12 protein-coding genes and 2 pseudogenes are annotated in these 17373 nt (G+C 72.6%); 3 read left to right on the top strand and 11 right to left on the bottom strand.

The genetic code is table 11. The annotated features are described in order from the left end of the window. Positions 1 to 35: 35 nt before the first annotated feature. From KVT45_RS17985 to KVT45_RS17960, 6 genes are all read right to left on the bottom strand, one after another. On the bottom strand, positions 36 to 4790 hold the full coding sequence (locus tag KVT45_RS17985) for a non-ribosomal peptide synthetase (RefSeq protein ID WP_217548595.1): 4755 nt from the start codon (positions 4788 to 4790) through the stop codon (positions 36 to 38). 118 nt (positions 4791 to 4908) lie between these two features. Further along, on the bottom strand, positions 4909 to 6156 hold the full coding sequence (locus KVT45_RS17980) for a glutamate synthase-related protein (protein WP_217548593.1): 1248 nt from the start codon (positions 6154 to 6156) through the stop codon (positions 4909 to 4911). Then, complete coding sequence (locus KVT45_RS17975) at positions 6153 to 7154, bottom strand: asparagine synthetase A (RefSeq protein WP_254646934.1); 1002 nt, start codon at positions 7152 to 7154, stop codon at positions 6153 to 6155. The genes KVT45_RS17980 and KVT45_RS17975 overlap by 4 nt, the downstream gene beginning before the upstream one ends. Further along, the gene (locus tag KVT45_RS17970; RefSeq protein WP_217548589.1) at positions 7151 to 8491 is read right to left on the bottom strand and encodes a methylaspartate mutase; all 1341 of its coding nucleotides are present in this window, start codon (positions 8489 to 8491) and stop codon (positions 7151 to 7153) included. Before KVT45_RS17970 ends, KVT45_RS17975 begins: the two co-directional genes overlap by 4 nt. After that, complete coding sequence (locus KVT45_RS17965) at positions 8488 to 8931, bottom strand: cobalamin-dependent protein (RefSeq protein WP_308310781.1); 444 nt, start codon at positions 8929 to 8931, stop codon at positions 8488 to 8490. Before KVT45_RS17965 ends, KVT45_RS17970 begins: the two co-directional genes overlap by 4 nt. An 86-nt stretch (positions 8932 to 9017) precedes the next feature. Continuing rightward, on the bottom strand, positions 9018 to 10298 hold the full coding sequence (locus KVT45_RS17960) for a helix-turn-helix domain-containing protein (protein WP_217548587.1): 1281 nt from the start codon (positions 10296 to 10298) through the stop codon (positions 9018 to 9020). A gap of 264 nt (positions 10299 to 10562) precedes the next feature. Between KVT45_RS17960 and KVT45_RS17955 the strand changes: the two genes are divergently transcribed. Beyond that, positions 10563 to 10748, top strand: coding sequence for a hypothetical protein (locus KVT45_RS17955; RefSeq protein WP_217548585.1), 186 nt, complete (start codon positions 10563 to 10565; stop codon positions 10746 to 10748). Between the two features lie 98 nt (positions 10749 to 10846). Here KVT45_RS17955 and KVT45_RS17950 read toward each other — a convergent pair whose 3' ends face one another. From KVT45_RS17950 to KVT45_RS17945, 3 genes are all read right to left on the bottom strand, one after another. Next, positions 10847 to 13891 carry an AfsR/SARP family transcriptional regulator gene (locus KVT45_RS17950; protein WP_217548583.1) on the bottom strand — a complete coding sequence of 1015 codons (3045 nt, stop codon included), beginning with the start codon at positions 13889 to 13891 and terminating at the stop codon, positions 10847 to 10849. A 196-nt stretch (positions 13892 to 14087) separates the two neighbouring features. Further along, positions 14088 to 14219 carry a hypothetical protein gene (locus KVT45_RS57690; protein ID WP_302832519.1) on the bottom strand — a complete coding sequence of 44 codons (132 nt, stop codon included), beginning with the start codon at positions 14217 to 14219 and terminating at the stop codon, positions 14088 to 14090. Positions 14220 to 14247: 28 nt separating this feature from the next. After that, complete coding sequence (locus KVT45_RS17945; RefSeq protein WP_217548581.1) at positions 14248 to 14931, bottom strand: restriction endonuclease; 684 nt, start codon at positions 14929 to 14931, stop codon at positions 14248 to 14250. A 521-nt stretch (positions 14932 to 15452) separates the two neighbouring features. Between KVT45_RS17945 and KVT45_RS17940 the strand changes: the two are divergent. Next, positions 15453 to 15707: pseudogene (locus KVT45_RS17940) on the top strand (hypothetical protein); the annotation flags it as partial. Positions 15708 to 15955: 248 nt separating this feature from the next. Here the strand turns inward: KVT45_RS17940 and KVT45_RS17935 are convergent. Beyond that, a complete protein-coding gene (locus KVT45_RS17935) occupies positions 15956 to 16432 on the bottom strand; it encodes a hypothetical protein (protein WP_217548579.1) in 477 nt (158 codons plus the stop codon). 164 nt (positions 16433 to 16596) lie between these two features. Next, on the bottom strand, positions 16597 to 17034 hold the full coding sequence (locus KVT45_RS17930; protein ID WP_217548577.1) for a glutaredoxin domain-containing protein: 438 nt from the start codon (positions 17032 to 17034) through the stop codon (positions 16597 to 16599). Positions 17035 to 17098: 64 nt separating this feature from the next. On the opposite strand from KVT45_RS17930, the pseudogene KVT45_RS56360 reads away from it, so the two are divergent. Beyond that, positions 17099 to 17356, top strand: a pseudogene (locus KVT45_RS56360) (transposase); the annotation flags it as partial. Positions 17357 to 17373 lie beyond the last annotated feature (17 nt).

Genomic DNA, 17373 nt, shown 5'->3' with positions numbered 1-17373 from the left:
CGGGGCGCGTGTCGGACACGCGGGGTGCCGTGTGCTCAGGCCGGCAGCAGTTCGGCGATCGCGCTCACGGTCCTGGCCCGGAACACCAGGTGCGGCGGGACGCGGGTGCCGGTCTCCCGGGACAGGCGCATCGCGACGCGCACGGCCGACAGGGAGTTGCCGCCGATCCGGAAGAAGCTGTCGTGGCGGCCCACCTCGTCCAGGCCGAGGATCTCGCGCATCACGTCGGCCACCAGGCGTTCTCTTCCGACCAGTGCGGCCTCCCCGCCCCCGTCCCCTCCGGTGGCTGCCGCCGGGACCGGCAGGGCGCGGCGGTCGGCCTTGCCGTTGGCGTTCAGGGGCAACGCGTCCAGGACGTCGAGGGTGGCGGGGACCATGTACTCCGGGAGCCGCCCGGCCAGGTACCGGAGGAGGGCGTCGGGGTCGGCGGTCGCGGAGCCGTCGGTGACGGTCGTGACGTAGGCGGCGAGCCGCCGGTCCCCGGGGGCGGGTTCGTACACGGTGACGGCGGCCTCCCGTACCCCCGGGTGGCGGGTGAGGAGGTCCTCGATCTCGCCCGGTTCGACCCGGAAGCCCCTGATCTTGATCTGGTCGTCGGCCCGGCCGGTGATCTCCAGCGTGCCGTCCGCCGTGCGGCGCCCCAGGTCCCCGGTCCGGTACAGCCGCCGCCCGTAGCCGCCGGGATCGGCGACGAAGCGGGTGGCGGTGAGGCCGGGCCGGCCCGTGTAGCCGAGGGCGAGGCCGCAGCCGGCCGTGTAGAGCTCGCCGGTGACACCGGGTTCGACGGGTCGCAGGGCTTCGTCGAGGACGAGGACGTCCTTGCCGTACAGCGGACGGCCGATGGGGATGGAAGCGGTCGTGACGTCCTCGGGCACGACGGTGTGGCAGGTGGTGAGGCCGAGGCTCTCGACGGGGCCGTAGCCGTTGGCGACCCGGAGCCCGGGGAACATCTCCAGCGCCTTGGCGACATGGGTCACCGAGGCCCGCTCGCCGGCGGTGAAGGCGGTGCCCAGTCCGGCGAACGTGTCGGGGAACTCCTCCAGAAGGAAGTTGAACAGGCTCGCGGACAGCTGGAGCTGGGTGACCCCGTGGCGGCGGGTGAGCTCGGCGACGGTCTCCGGGTCGGGCCGCTGCCCGGTCTGCAGGACGCAGGTGCCGCCGAACATCAGGGCGCCGTACAGCTCAAGGGCGAAGGCGTCCCAGGACACCGGGGAGCACTGGAGCCAGACCTCGTCCGGGCCGAACCGGGCGTAGTCCTGGCCCGCGTAGGTGCCGGTCAGGGCGCGGTGCGGCACGGCGACGCCCTTGGGGCGGCCGGTGGAGCCGGAGGTGAACATCACGCAGGCCAGGTCGTCGCCGGTGACGGACAGTCCCAGGTCGTGCTCCGGGTGGCGGGCCAACTCCCCCGCGACGGTGTCCAGGTCGATGTGCGCTCCCTGCCAGGCGAAGGGAACCTCCTTGCCGCGATGGGTGATCAGGTGTCCGGCGCCGCTGTCGGCGGCCGCCCCGGCGAGCCGCTCGGCCGGGAAGTCGGGGTCCAGCAGGGTGTATCCGGCACCGGTCTTCAGCGCCGCGAGCAGGGCCACGACGAGGTCGAAGCCACGTTCGACGAGCACCGCGACGACCGTGCCCCGCCCGGCGCCCCGGCCGGCGAGGTGGTGGGCCAGCCGGTTGGCCCGTGCGTTGAGCTGCCCGTAGGTGAGTTCCTCGTCCCCGGAGATCAGCGCGGTGACGTCCGGGGTCCGGGCGGCGGCCGCCTCGAACAGGGTGTGCGCGGGGGCGGCGACGGCCGCGGCCAGGGCGCCCAGCCAGCTGTCGCAGAGCGCCTCCATGGTCTGCGCGTCGAACAGGTCGCTGTCGTACTCGAACCGGCCGGTGAAACCGGTGCCCAGGTCGTCGACGGAGACCGACAGGTCGAACCGGGAGACCCCCTGCATGTGCAGCTCACGGGTGACGGTGATGCCGTCGACCTCCAGCGGCCGGGTGTCCAGTGGATGCAGTTCGAGCAGGACCTGGCAGAGCGGGTTGCGGTCCCGGGGCGGGTCGGTGACGGTCCGGTCGACGATGGCGTCGAAGGAGGCGTCCTGGTTGCGGTAGGCGCCCACCAAGACGTCGCGGACGTGGCGTACGAGGTCGCGGAACGGCAGGTCGGGGTCGATCCGCAGCCGCAGCGGCAGCAGGTTGACGAAGTAGCCGATCAACCCGGCCGCTCCGGCCCGGCCGCGCACGTTCACCGGCGAGCCGATGACCATGTCCCGTTCCCCCGAGCGCCGGTGCAGCGTGGTCGCCAGCGCGGCCAGCAGCACCATGAACGGGGTGGCGTCCTCCTCGCGCGCCAGCTCGCGCACCGCCCGCGCGACCGCGTCCGGCATCGTGAAGCTGTGGTGGGCGCCCCGGAACGCCTGGAGTTCGGGGCGGGGCCGGTCGGTGGGCAGCGCGGTGGTCTGCGGCACGTCCGCCAGCTGCTCGGCCCAGTAGGCGAGCTGGGCGTCGGTGGCGGCGGCCACGGCGTCGTCGTACTGCCAGGCGCTGTAGTCGGCGTACTGGGCGTCGAGTTCGGGCAGCCGGTGCGGACGGCCGACGCGCAACGCCTCGTAGACCTCCTTCAGTTCGGTCTCCAGGACGGACAGTGATCCCTCGTCCCACACGATGTGGTGCATGACCAGGAGGAGCACGGTCCCGCCGTCCGGCACGCGCAGGGCGTGGGCGCGCAGCAGCGGTCCGGTCTCCAGGTCGAACGGCTCGACGGCGGCCGCCGCGATCAGCTCGCCGGTCCGCTCACGGGGTGCCTCGGTGACGGTGAACGGCACGGTGACGCTCTCCCGGACGACCTGCCGGGGTCCGGTGTCGCCGAGGACGAAGCAGGTGCGCAGGCTGTCGTGCCGGGCCACCACGGTCTCCAGGGCCCGGCGCAGCAGGCCGAGGTCGGGGTCCGCGGCGAAGCGGAACACCCAGGGCACGTTGTAGGTGGCCGAGCCCGGGTTCCACTGGTCGAGGAACCACAGGCCGCGCTGGTACGCCGACAGGGGTGCCTCGCTGCGCCCCGACCGGGTCAGGGCCGGGAGCCGCTCGCCCTCGGGGGCGGTTGCCACGGCGGCGAACTCGGCGAGCGTCGGGGCCTCGAAGATCGCGTACGGGGAGACCACGCCGAAGACGTCCGCGACGCGCCCGACGACGCGTACGGCGGTGAGCGAGTCGCCGCCGAGGTGGAAGAAGTTGTCGTGGGCGCCGACGTCGGGCACGCCGAGTACGTCGGACCAGACCCCGGCGAGCAGCCGCTCGGCCTCGGTGCGCGGAGCGACGTACCCGTCCCGGACCGGCCCCTCCTCGGCGCCGGGGTGCGGCAGGGCCGTCCGGTCGATCTTGCCGCCCGCGGTCAGCGGGAAGGCGTCCAGGACGGTGAGGCTCCCGGGGACCATGTGCTCGGGCAGACGGTCCGCCAGGAACGCGCGGACCTCGCGGTACTCCGGCGGCACCAGCGCGGTGGTGGTGGCGTATGCGGCCAGCCGGCCCTCGTGGGCGGTCACCACGCAGGCGGCGACCGACGGGTGGGTGGCCAGCGCCTGTTCGACCTCGCCGGGCTCGACCCGGAAGCCGCGGATCTTCACCTGGTGATCGGTGCGCCCTACGAACTCCAGGGCACCGGGCGCCCGTTCCCCCGCCGTCCGCCGCACCAGGTCGCCCGTGCGGTACATGCGGGCACCCGGTACGGCCGAGAACGGGTCGGCCACGAACCGTTCGGCGGTCGCCGCGGGGCGGCCCCAGTAGCCGGAGGCCAGCAGCGGGCCGCCGACGTGGAGTTCACCGGCGGTGCCGTCGGGCACCGGGCGCAGGGCGTCGTCCAGCACGTACAGAGCGCGGTCGCCCAGCGCGTCGCCGATCGGGACGCGGCGCTCGCCGTCGGCCGGGTCCGTCAGCCCGTGGACGTCCTGGACGGTGGCGGTCACCGTCGTCTCGGTGGGCCCGTACGCGTTCAGCAGCGGGACGCCGGTGAGTTCGGTCCAGGCGGCCGCCGTCTCCGGGTACAGCCGGTCGCTGCCGGAGATCATCAGTCGCAGCGACCCGGGGACGCGGGCACCGGCCCGCAGCGCGGCGACGACCTCCTGGAAGTAGCCGGCGGACAGGTTGGCGACCGTGGCCTCCTCGGCCGCCAGCAGGGTGAGCAGTTCACCGGCCGCCAGGAGCCCCCGCTCCGGTACGACCAGGCAGGCGCCGGTCGTCAGGGCCGTCAGGACCTGTTCGACCGCCACGTCCACGGACGGCCGCGCCATGTGCAGGACGACGTCCTGGTGGGTGATGCCGAACCGGGCGGTGGCGGCCTCGATGTGCCGCGCCAGCACGGACGCGGCAACATGGACGCCTTTCGGGCGGCCGGTGGTGCCGGAGGTGTGGACGAGGTAGCCGGAGCCGCCGGCCGGGCCGGGGGCCGGTGCGCCGGCGGTGAGTTCGCCGTGGGTGAGTTCGCCGTGGGTGAGTTCGCCGTGGGTGAGGAAGGCCGTCGCCCCGGCGTCCCGGACGATGAACTCGGTGCGCTCCGCCGGGGCGTCGGCGTCGGCCGGCAGATGGGTCCCGCCGGCCCGCAGCACGGCCAGCAGCCCGACCACGTGGTCGAGACGGTCCCGGCCGGACACCGCGACGTCCTGGCCCGGGGCGATGCCCGCCGCCAGGGCGCCGGTCAGCCCGTCGAGTTCCGCGTAGCTGAGGGTCCGGCCCGCGCAGCGCACGGCGGGCCGGCCGGAATGGCGGCGTACGGCCGCCTCGAATGCGTAGGGAATACCGTCTGAGGACATGGGTTCACCCCGATGTTGGAAATGCCCGCGGAATTGGCGACGCGAGAAACGCTAGGTCGCGCTCACCCGGTGGACGGGCAGTTGGAGAGGAAGAAGAACGGCAATTTCGACGGCCCGGTCAATTGCCGTCCGGTGACCAGACGTCCTGCTGGTCGAGTGCGTCCGGGGCGTATTTTCCCAATGCGCTGATGAGTAGCCGCATTTCCATGGCGAGGCATTCCGTGAAACGGATGAGCCCCTGGTCCGGGTCCTCCGCGACGGACAGCAGCGCGGCCCGGCCCAGGCCGACGGCCCGCGCACCCAGCGCCAGGCTCTTGACGGCGCGGGCGCCCTCCCACATCCGGCCCGACACCAGCAGGCAGGGCGGCGGGTCGGCGGCCAGGCGCCGCAGGCACGCGGCGAGCGGCAGCCCGACCCGGCCGGTGAACGCGACGGGCGCCCAGCCGGTGCCGCCTTCGGCGCCGTCCACCGTCACCGCGTCCGCGCCCGCGTCCACGGCCACCCGCGCCGCCTCGGCGACATCGCGACCCGGGTGGAGCTTGACCCAGACCCTGGCCCGGGGGAAGTTGTTGCGCATCAGCCGGATCTGCTGGCGCAGGATCTCCGCCGTGAACGTGCCGGGGCTGCTGGAGCGCAGCACGTGCCGCTCGCCGAGTGCTGCCGTGTCCAGGCCGTACCGGTCGCCCAGCCGTGCTGCCGCGGCCGTGTCGAGGATGGTCATCCCGCCGAGCCCGGGCTTGGCGCCCTGTCCCGTCTTGAGCTCGAAGGCGAGCCGTCCGGAGTCCAGCAGGGGCCGGGCGGCGGGGTCGCTGTAGACGAGGTTCCAGACCTCGGCGTCGGCGTCCTCGGTGCTCTGCTGTACGGCCACTCCGCCGAGCCCGTCGGGCAGTTGGTCGGTGTAGGCGCGCAGCCGGCCGAGCAGGGTGGTCGAGGTGCCGTCGTCCGAGCCGTCCAGTCGGCCGTAGCCGTGGACCGGGACGACGTTCTCGCCGATGACCATGGGCAGTCCGAGGCGGCCGGTCTGGCGGCTCAGCGCCAGGCCGGGGTCGCCGCCGGCGGCCCGGGTGGAGCCCAGCGCCGACACGTACACGGGCAGTGCGGCGGTGAAGCCGCCGATGCCGGTGGTGAGTTCGACGTCGTCGTACATCGGCTCGCGGCCCAGTTCGATCAGCTTCTTCAGTCGCTCCTCCATGAAGACGGGCGGGACGAGACGCATCCGGTCCAGGTCGTCCTCCGGGCCGGTGGGTGCGCAGGCGCCGAAGAGCACGTGCCCGTAGTCCTCGGCGGCCGGGAACGCGGCCGCCGCTCCCGACCGGGCCCGGCGGCGGACCTCGTCCTCGGGGAAGGCGGGGGCGACCGGGCTCACGGCGAGACCACCCCGGGCAGCTTGGGGAAGGCGTTGGCCTGCCAGACCGCGTCGCGTCCGGCCACGTACCGGGTCAGTCGCTCGACGCCGATGCCGAAGCCCGCGCTGGCGGGGACGCCCTCGCGCACCAGGTCGAGGTACCAGCGGTACTTCTGCGGGTTCTCGCCGGTCTCCCGCATGCGGGTGACGATCTGCGCGTAGTCGTTAGTCCGCTCGCTGCCGCTGCACAGCTCGCCGAAGCCCTCGGGGGCGATGAGGTCGAAGTTGCGCAGCACACCGGGTTCGCTGCGCGACTCGCGGTCGTAGAAGCCGCGGGATCCCTTCGGGTAGTCGGTGACGAAGAACGGGCGCGCGGCCTTCGACGACAGCAGTGCCTCACCGGCCCAGTCGATCTCGGCGTCCGGGTTCTGGTCGTGTCCCACGGCCCGCAGTTCGGCGACCGCCTCGGTGTGCGTGAGCCGGCCGAACGACCCGCGCAGCAGCTCGGTGAAGGCGTCGACGTCCCTGCCCAGGAGTTCGAAGTCGGCGGGCAGCGCGTCGCGGGTGGCACGGACCATGTGGACGACGAGGTCCTCGAGGAGTCCGGTGATCCGCTCCCGGTCCGCGCCCGCCACCTCCACGTCCAGCTGGTGGAACTCCGCGAGGTGCCGGTCCGTGTCGGTGGTCTCCAGCGGTTCCAGACGGACGTTGGGGGCGATGCAGAAGATCTTGTCGAAGGCCAGCAAGGAGGCCTGCTTGTAGAGGATGGCGCTGGTCATGAGCTTGTAGCGGTGGCCGTAGAAGTCGATGTCCACCTGCTTGGAGCCGCGACTTCCCGGGTCGGTGACCGGCCCGATGACCGGCGGCAGCATCTCGGTGAACCCGGCCGACGTCAGGTACTCGCGGGCGGCCGCGATCAGCCGGTTCTGGATACGCAGGGTGCTGCGGGTGGCCGGGGACGAGAGGTGAGCCCGGGGGTCGAGCGGGGGCGGCGGGGAGTTGGGCGTGTCGTGGTTCATGGTTGCTGATCCCATCTGTCGGTTGTCCGGGCGTGGGCGGGGTGGGACGGGCACCGGGCGGTCTCGGCCCGGGCGCGCCGGTCGAAGGTCCGCTGTACGTACGACAGGGCAGCCATCAGGCCGTCCGAGCCGAGGATCGGGGACCGGCCCCGTCCGGGCCGGCCGGGCAGCGGCATCGCCCCGGCGGCGGACCAGTACAGGCGGCCCTCGGCGTCCAGGCCGCTGCGGGCGCGCCCCGCGTTGTCGGGGTGGAGGCAGAACGGCACGTCCAGGTAGCCCCGGGCGAAGGCGGTCACCAGGGCGCGGCCGATGTCCCGGTCGAGGTCGAGGACGGCGTCGATCAGGGCGCTCGCCTCCGCGTGGATCCCGGTGTCCGGGGCGCCGGCCGCCCTCGGCGCGGACGCTTCCGCGGCGGCCGCCCCCGCGGCGGTCTCCAAGGCCCTCACGTTCTCCGCGACGGTGGGGATCCGGTGTGCCTCGGCGGTCGTCTTCACGATGAGCCGGGCCGCGCCGGTGCGGACCGCCAGCCGGGCCGCCTCCCGGAGCAGCAGCCGCGCCCCTTCCGGAGTCAGCGGGTACATGCCCATGTGCGCGTAGACGACGATGTGCCATTCGATGTCCGGCAGCAGTGCGGCGGCGAGCCGGGACAGTGCGGTGACCGACTCCTCGTCCTGGCGGGCGTTGGCCTGTTGCGCGTAGCTGAGGGAGACGCTGCGCAGCCCGTGCTGCCGGAAGAAGAGGGCTTCCAGCACGCTGAGCGCGATCAGCAGGCCGGGCGGGCAGAGCTGGCCCATCATGCAGCCGCCGAACGTCTCCAGATGGGGGCGTGCGCCGGTCTGCTGGGTCTCGGCCAGCAGCGCGCAGCTTCGTTCCCAGCCGGCCACGGCCACGTTGAGCGGGACCCGGCTGTAGGGCAGGCAGTACGAGACGGGGCCGCCTTCGGTGGCGTCCAGTCCGGCGGCCAGCAGCGCGGTCACGATCTTCTCGGGGCGGGCCGAGCCGTGCCGGACCTGCACCGGGAATCCGTCGTCCGCGACGTCCCGCAGCAGCTGCCGGGTCACGGCCGGGTCGTGGGTGGTGATCGGGTAGCCGTTGAGCGCCACGCCCTGGGCGACGGCCCGCCGGGCCGCCACGGCGTCGCCGGTCCTCGTGTAGCTGTCCACGGTGATGGTGCCGACCGTGGTGGCCGCCGCGCCGCGGGTGGCCCGCAGGCCGTCCCGCATCCGGTCGGGGCGGCTCATCCCCATCCGCGGCTGCACCACCAGGTGGCCCCGGGCCTGGGCCCGGGTCACGAAGCGCCCGAACGGCACCGGTGGCGAGGCCGGCCGGGCAGTCATACCGGCACCGCCCGGGACAGCGTGCGGACGAACGAGCGCAGTTCGTCGGCGGAGGCGCTCTCCTCGAAGACCTCGTCGAAGCCGGCCGCCCGCAGCGTCCGCGCGACCGACCCGTCGTCGGCGCCCGTGATGCCCAGTTTGCCGCCGATCACCACCTGGGTGCGCAGCAGTTCGGGACAGGCGCGCAGGCCGGGGATGACCCGCTGGGCGTCGATCGACCCGTGTCCGTTGACGCTGCTGAGGACGATCAGGTCGGGGGCCAGTCGCCGGCACTCGGCGATCAGTTCTTCGTCCGGGACGCAGGCGCCCAGATTGGTGACGCGGTGGCCGAGTTCCTCCAGCAGCAGTTGCAGGAAGACCAGATTCCATGTGTGTGCGTCCGACGCCATGGTCGAGACGACGACGTCCAGGCCGACGCGCTCGGCCTTTCCCAGTTCCACGGAGATTCCTCGTTGGTTCAGTAGGGATGGGGAGGTGGGGGGAACGGCGGAGCGGTGAGCGGCGAGGTGAGGGGGCTCGCGGCGGGTCAGGAGACCAGCGCCGCCGGGAACGGTGTGCGGGGCAGGGACTCGCCCGGCACCGGCGCCAGGGCCGGGGGGCCGTACTGCTCCCGGCAGACCGTGCGGACGAGGTTCAGTACGGCGAACCTGGCACTGCTGCGATCCGGGGTCAGGCGGAGCAGACCGCGTGAGAGCAGTCCGTGTACGGACTGGTGACAGTGCAGTGCGCTTCGGCCGCCGGCCGCCGCGGCCTCTTCCAGGGACCAGTCGGATGCCGAGTCCGACAGCAGTCGTACGAAGGCCAGCTGATCGGCGGTCAGCGAGCGCAGGGCCTCGTCCAGTGCCTCGCGCACGTCCCCGCGTTCGCAGTGCGTCACCGGTGGGGCGGCCAGCCCGAACGGGGAGGCGGACAGCCGTTCGGTCAGCCGGCCCGGGGATTCGAGGAGCGTCCAGCCGGCCGCGTACTCCAGTGCCCGTGGCAGGCCGTCCAGGTAGGCGCAGAGTCCGGCGATGGCCAGGGTGTCGGACGGCTCCAGGGTGAGGCCGGGGCGGAGCCGCCGCATGTGGGCCAGCATGAGCCGTACGGCCGACACGTCCGCCAGGTCCCGTGGTGCCGTGTCCGGACCGGGTGTGTCCAACGGCGCCAGCGGGACCACCTGTTCGCCGTCGAGGGACAGCGGCGACCGGGTGGTGATCAGTACCCGCAGGCCCGGGCGACGGTGGAAGACCCGGTCCAGCAGGGTGTGGTCAAGGCCGTCGTCGGCCCCGTCGAGCACCAGCAGCGCGGGTCGGTCGCCGGCGACTTCCGGGAGGCCGGCGCCGTCGGCGAGCGCGGCCACGGACACCCGGTCGGGGCAGGACACCCAGTGCACCGGCCAGCGCTCGGAGCGGTGCGTGCGCCAGGCCGCCTCCAGGGCCAGCCGGGTCTTGCCCACCCCGCCCAGGCCGACGACCGACACCAGCCGGTCGCCGTCCCCGGTGAGGCAGTGCGCGAGCGTCACGGTCTCCCGTTCGCGCCCGACGATCGCGGTGCGCGGGGCGGGCGGGGCCGTGGGCTCCTCGACAGGCGCCTGCCGGCGTGCCGACGCTTCGAAGGCGGAGCGCGCGCGGCCGGTCAGCCGCAGCGCGTCGGCCACCAGCCGTACGGTCTCGTGCCGGGGCCGCCTGACCCGGCCGGCCTCCATGTCCCGTACCGCACGCACGCTCAGCGTCGCGTGATCGGCCAGGCACTGCTGGGTCATTCCGGCGCGTTCACGCTGGGATCTGAGCAGTTCGCCGAAGCCGGACACCGGCTGACCACCATCCATGCCGATTTCCCTTCACATCACCACACCGACGATCGGGCCGAGGCCGGGTCCGGTCTCCGCCTGGAATGGATGGTGGTGGGGACGGATATACGGGGGATCATCAGCCGTTGCCGGCCGCGAAGGCGCGGCGGTGATCGGGCCTCCATCCGGTGTAGATCGGCCCTCGGCAGTCTGGAACCAGAACGAGGCACACGGCCTCACCGGGCTCCCCCCGGTACCCGAGACCCAGCTCCTGGGCCCGATCCCGAAGGCGGACGGCACCTGATGAAGGCATCCCCGAAGTCCCTGGTCCCCCGTAAGGCCGCGCTCCTGATCGCCACCGTCGGCTGTGCCGCCGCACTGACCGCGGCGGTGTCGGTGGGCACGCACACGGACGCCCCGAAGCCGGCCCGCTCCACGACCGTGCTGGCCGACGGCGGGGCCCCGGACGAGTGGAACAGCACGGGCTGACCCGAGACGGCCTGCCCGTACGGGTGAGCGGCTCAGCCGACCTTCGGCTGGGCCGCTCATTCGTTCAACGGACCGCCCGTGTCGGTGGGTTCACGCTTTCACGGGCCCTGCGAAGCATCCGGGAGCCGTGCCGCCAGCTGCTCCGCCTCGTCGGCGTCGGGCAGTCCCAGGCGGGTGAAGACGACGACCGCCTGGCGTGCCCGGGACAGCGCCGCCGGGTTGTCGCCGAGGTCGGCGAGCGCCCGGCCGAGGACCAGCAGGGTGTTGCCCTTCTCGCGCTCGGCGCCGAGCTCCTCGCACAGGGCCAGGGCCGTCTCCCCCTCGGACAGCGCGAGGTCCGGTTTCCCCATGACCCGCCAGGTGGCCGCGAGCCGGGACCTGACCTGCGCCTCGCGGCCCCGGATACGGAACGCCGTGCAGGTCTCCAGGCACCTGGTGTAGCTGGCGACGGCGTCCGGGTGGCGCTCGAGCTCGTGCAGTGCCATGCCGTGGACGTACCACGCGTAGGAGGTGCCGTGCGGGTCGGCCACGTCCCGCAGTTCGGCCAGGACCTCCTCGCACATGCTGACGGCCTCCTGCGCACGGCCGCTGCGCAGCCGTGCCTGGGCGGCGTTCAGCCGGGTCACCAACTCGCCCGAGCGGTGGCCCAGTTCCCTGGCCAGTTCGATCGCCCGGTCGTAGGAGTCCACGGCGTCGGAGTACCGGTGCTGGAACTGGGCTATCAGGCCGCGGTCGTTGAGGATCTGCCGCAGGATGACGGTGTCGCCGGCCCGCCGGCAGGCTTCGGTGGCCACCCGGGTCTGCGACTCGGCCTCGGCGAGCTGGGTGTTCTGCAGCGCGGCGTTGCCGCACACGAACCGGGCCCGGCCCTCGGCCTGGTCGTCGCCGCGCAGTGCGGCGGCCTCGGCCACCACTCGGGCCGCCGTGGCCAGCTGCGCGTACGGGATGTCCCGTCCGAAGGGGGTGAGCGCGACCAGCAGATCGGTGGCCGTGCGCAGCATGGGGGTGTCGCCGCCGAGCGCGAGCCGGGCGGCCGCGGTCACCGCGTTCGTGATGCAGTCGAACTCCGAGGTCACCCAGGCGCGTGCGTCTGCCAGCGTGGCGAACCGGTGTCCGGACGTGGCGCCGCCGCCGAGGATGGCGCCGACCGGATCGCCGGGCACCATGCTCTGGAACGCCGAACAGGCCACGTCGAGCAGATGGTCGAGCAGCCGGCTCAGGGCGGCGGTGCCCTCGGCCCCCGCCGTGCCGGACGGCTCGCCGGTGCGGTGTGCCACGGCGGGAGCCGTCAGCTGGAGTGCGAAGGACCGGAGCAGGTCGTGATAGCGGTACCGGCCGGGCAGCGGCGCCTCCAGCATGGCCGCGTCGACGACCGACTCCAGCAGGTCCTCGGCCTCGTACTCGTCCAGTTCGAGCACCACCGCGGCGGCCTCCAGGCCGATGCCGGGCCGTGCGAGCGGCGCGAGCAGCCTGAAGGCCCGGGCCTGGTCGTCCGTGAGCTGGCGGTAGCCGAGTTCGAAGGCCGCGGCCACGCCCAGGTCTCCGGCGCGCAGTTCTCCGATGCGCAGCCGTTCGTCGGCGAGGCGGGCGGTCATGGTCTCGATCCGCCACCGGGGGCGGGCGGCGAGCCGTGAGGCGACGATCCGCACGGCGAGCGGCAGGTGTCCGCACAGGGCCACCAGCTCGGCGGCGGCTCCGGGTTCCTCCGCGACCCGCCCCGCGCCGGCGATCGAGCGGAGCAGGGAGAGGGCCTCGTCGGTGTCGAAGACGTCGAGATCGGTCTGGAGGATGGTGGGCAGGCCGCTCAGCCGGCCCCGGCTGGTGATGATCACCCCGCAGTCGGCCGAGCCGGGCAGCAGTGGTCTCACCTGGGCGGGGTCGCGGGCGTTGTCCAGCATGAGCAGGATGCGACGGCCGTCGAGCGTCGTACGGAAGAGGCGGGCGCGGTCCTCGGTGGCGGCGGGCAGGCTGTGTCCGGGTGTCCCGAGCGCGGTGAGGAAGCTGCCCAGGACGGTTGCCGGGTCGGCCGGTTCGAGGCCGTTGCCGTGCAGATCGGCGTAGAGCTGCCCGCCGGGGAAGTCGGGTTTGGCCCGGTGCGCGCCGCGGAGGGCGAGGGTGCTCTTGCCGATGCCGCCCATGCCGCTGATGGAGACGACGGGCAGGGCCACCCGGGCGGGGTCGGTGAGGGCGCTGCACAGCGCCTCGACCTCGGCCGTCCGTCCGGTGAAGTCGGCCGCGTCGGCGGGTAACTGGGCCGGCCGCAGGGGCGGGGCGGGCGCGGGCGCCTCGGCCGGTTCGGCGGGTTCGTCCGCCTCGGGCGCGGCCTGCGTGGCCGTCGCCGAAGGCCTGGCGGTGTCCGTGGCACGGTCCGCCGCGGGCCCCATCAGCTGCGGGTCGCCGGCGAGGACCCGGGCGTGCAGGCCGGTCAGCTCCGGGCCCGGGTCGATGCCCAGTTCCTCGGCGAGTACCTTGCGCGCCCTGCCGAACACCGCCAGTGCCTCGGCCTGGCGTCCGGCGGCGTAGAGCGCTCGCATCAGAAAGCCGTAGGGTCTCTCCTGCATCGGATGCGCATGCGTGAAGGCGATGAGGTCCGGGATGACCAGCCCGTGCTGCCCCTCCCGGAGGTGGTGCTCGAATCTCTGCTCCATCAGGGTGAGCCGCAGCGCGCTGAGCCGGGAGCGCTGCTGTTCGGCGAACGGCCCCGGCACTCCGGTCAGGGGTTCGCCCTGCCAGAGCGCGAGCGCCTCGTTCAGCAGGCTGCCGCACTCCGCCTCCCGGCCGGCGTCCCGTGCCCGCAGGGCTTCGGCCGCGAGTTCCTCGGCGCGTACCGCGTCCACCGACGCGGGCGGGACGGTCAGTTGATAGCCGTCGCGGAGCGACACCAGGAGTTTGGGCGCGGCCCGGTCCTCCTCCATGACCTGTCGCAGTCTCCACGCGTAGGTGCGCAGGGTGGAGAGGGCGGAGTCCGGGGGTTCCTCGCCCCAGACCGCGCTGATCAGCTCATGGGCGGGGGCCGCCCGGCCGGACCTGAGCAGCAGGGCGGTCAGCAGCGCCTGCTGCTGTGGAGACCTGGTGGGGAGGGCCGTCCCGTTCCGCAGTACCTGCACGGCCCCGAGCACGACGAACCGAATGCCCTCGGCCATTCCCCTCCCCTGACCCCCAGCCTCCCCGCCGGGTGCATCCCGATGCTCTGCCAGCCCCAACCCACCTGCAAGTCACCTCACCGATTATCGAGATCTTTTGACCGAAAATGGCAGTCGATTTCGGACAACCGGTGGCGCCGACCACGCGCCTTCGGGCAGCCGGGTTCCCCGGACCGGACTGCGACCTGGTTCTTCGTCAGCGCTGCTGCTCGCCCGGCTCGACGGAGGTATCGCCCGGATCCTCGCCGGCAACGCACGACTCGACGCCGATGAAGCCTTCCGGCAGGCGGACGAACGGCTCGCTTTCCAGCGCCCCGCCCTGCGGCATGCGGACACAGTGTCTTCGGTGGATCCGCTCAGGAGAGGGAGGACGGCCTGCGGGGCGCGGGAAGCGCGGGCAGCAGGTCCCACAGGGGGCGGCCCTGTGACGCCCAGGTTCCCAGCAGTTGGCGGTCCACGAGATGGAGGCGCTGCTGGCGGGCGAACGTGCGGCCCGGCTCGGTGATCCTGCCGTTGGTGAGCATCACCACCACGTCGGCCTTGTGGACCGGGCGGCCCGTGCCGTTGAGGACCTGCAGTTCCGGGGTACCCACGGCGGCGCCGCGCTCCCCGCCGCGGCGATGCTTGCACTGGATCACCCACCGGCGCCCCAGCGGGTCGGTCGCCTTCACGTCCGCGCCCAGATCGCCCTGCCCGCCGACCTGGACCGCGTCCGTGCAGCCGTCCCGGCGCATCAGGTCACGCACAGCAAATTCGAACTGCCGGTGCGAGAGTGCGTCCAGCTGGGCCAGACCGTAGCGCAGGGCGCGCGCCCGGGCCTGTTCCCAGCGCATGCGCTCCGCCCGCCGGCGCCACCAGACGATGCCGGCCGGGACGGCAACGACAGCCGCCACGAGCAGCAGCCACCAGTGCACGAGCAGCCAGTGGACCACCGCCACCACGAGAGCGATCACCCCTGCCGCGATCACGGCCCCAAGAACGAACTGGATGTCGTTCTGCTGCTTGCGACGCGACCGGCGGGCGGGCCGACGCCGAGTCATCGGCCGGTCCCCAGGCGCGAGAAGTCGATCGGGTACGACACAGTGCGGGGCCGGGTACCGGATGTATCACCGGCGTCCGCGCTGTTGCCGTACCCGAGCACGGCCGACCCGACGAAAGCGAAGACGGTCAGTTCCCGGCGCGCACCCGGCGCCCACCGGGTATGTCCGCGAACCGCCGTCCCGTCAGAGCGCACGTACGGCCGCACGAATGGCATGTGGTCCCCCCAGATGGTCGTCACATCCCGTAACGCACTCCATACTGACGGCCGCCACTGACAACGGCACACCCGAACGCCGTCAACTTCATCTGTTCCAGGGTCAGTTCGCGCCACCCCCTACACATTCACGGACGTTGAACGGCACCCCGAAAGGCTGCTGCCACCAGAGGTGCCGGATACCGCGTGCCACCCAAGCCGGTGGGCCTTCCCGGCCGCGACCGGCGCACGCTGCTCCTGGACACGCAGGTGCCCAGTGGCGCTCACGCGTGCGTGCGCAAGCTCAGGGCAGTGCTCACCGACCCGATGACGGACCTCGTGTGGGTGCAGGTCACCTTCACCTCGCCGTCCATGGACAGGGCTTCCGGGTGCACCAAGGAGAGCACGGCCACGGCGAAGGTCAGACTGCCCGAGCCGCTGGGCGACCGGGACGTGATCGTCGACCACTACATTCGCTTCACCGCGGATGGTGCCAAGCCGCCCGCGCTGCGGTTGTGCGGAAAGCTGGGCTGCACACCGTCGGCCACCGGCTGCACCACCGCCTCCTACGACCAGGCGTTGGAAGACGTAGTACGGCGAATCACTGGAGACCCATGCTTCGACCGGATCGCAGACCACCCGCAGCACATCTCCGACACGCACGTCGGTCGGCTCAGTCGGTTCGGCAACAACTCGCCCGGGCTCCTTGCCCGCCACTGCTGGCCCTTCCTCCAAGCGTCGGTCGATCGTCCCGGAGCCACCCGAGCCCGGGCCGAGAACACCGCCGGGTGACCTTTCCGCTCGTTCCGAATGCCCCGTCTCGAGACGGGCTAGCGCGATGACCGGGGAACACGCTTCTGCCCTCCGACGGGGCGGACATCGACCAGGTCGAAGCCATCCTCGTGGCGTACGAGATGCTGGACTTGGCCCAGACCGGAGTCGCGGACGAACCCGACCCACCCCTGCGTCGTCGCGTGCCGAAGAAGCCACCCGACGACGTCCATCGTCACCCCGAAGTCGTCCTCGTGGACGCTCGTCCGGACGGTCAGTGCCCACGGTTCGCCGCCGTCCGGGTTCGGTCTGTCCACGGCACGGACCAGCAGGGACATATCGGCTCCGTCGAACGAGTGGCTCGCCGAGCCACCGTCGAAGGTCTGCCAGGGACCACCCCATGACTCCCAGTCGGTCGACTTCAACTCTGCCGGCATGTCCCCCTGCCCCAGGAGCCACCTCAGTTCCGAAAGCACCGGCTCGGGCAGGTCCGGCGGCAGGTCGACCGCCAGGAACAGGTCGTAGTGATCACTCACACCAGAGACCCTAGCCCCAGCCACTGACAGCACTCTGCGGGCCTGGCGGACGGCGGTAGATCCCGGGCTGCCCGAACTCGGGTTTCTGGGTCAGCTTCTGAGCTTGTGTCCGACCTCGGTCCGCTCGGTATGCGGGCGCCTCTTCGGTAGGGCGTGGTTTCCGGTCACGCGGAAGGGGAGAGCTGCTCACGCACCCACTCGGGATCGGGGTTGGTGTGTGGCCGGCCCGCCACGACGACGGTCGGCACGATTTCGTTGCCGTCGTTGGCCGCCCTCACCACTGCGGCTCCTGCCGGGTCGCGCCAGATGTTGACCCAGTGCAACTGGCGGGCGCCGCGGCCCAGCCGGACGCGCAGTCGCATGCAGTACGTGCAGCCCGGCCGCCAGAAGACGACCGGCCGGCCGTCGACCGCGCTGCGGCGTTGTGCCTCCTGCGCACCGATCGACCTCGGGAAGATCAGGGGCGAGTTCACGCCGGCGAATGCCAGGAACAGCAGCATGAATGCTGCGGCTGTGCCGGGGCTCCCCTTGAGGATCAGCCCGGTCGCGACGGCTGAGCCGCAGAGCACGAAAAGCATCGGCAGGATCCAAGCGCGCATCATGGTGACGAAGGCTATCGCTGAGTCGAAATGGTCCTCGAACTCGGTCGCTCACCCGGATGTGAAGGTGAGTTCGCTGCCCGATCATGTTCCGCGGGAGGCGTTCGCGAAAGCGCCACGCTTCCGGGACGACCTAGATGACCGGTTCGAGTGTCTGGCCGCTCGCGGGGATGAACTGTTCGGCCTCGCCGGTGCGTTGCCGTGTGTGGACGGGCCGGTGGGGGCGCCGGTCGACCTGACGTCGGTGCTCGGGCACCGGCGCGGGCACGGCGCCATGTACGACGCCTTGAACAACGGGAACGTGGACGTGCCCCGGTCACGGAAGAAATCCGATCCCAGCGG

It is taken from the genome of Streptomyces sp. GbtcB6, assembly GCF_019091475.1.
Classification (GTDB): domain Bacteria; phylum Actinomycetota; class Actinomycetes; order Streptomycetales; family Streptomycetaceae; genus Streptomyces; species Streptomyces hyaluromycini.
The sequence above is the reverse complement of the archived record's forward strand: the minus strand, read 5'-3'. Positions and strand labels throughout refer to the sequence as shown.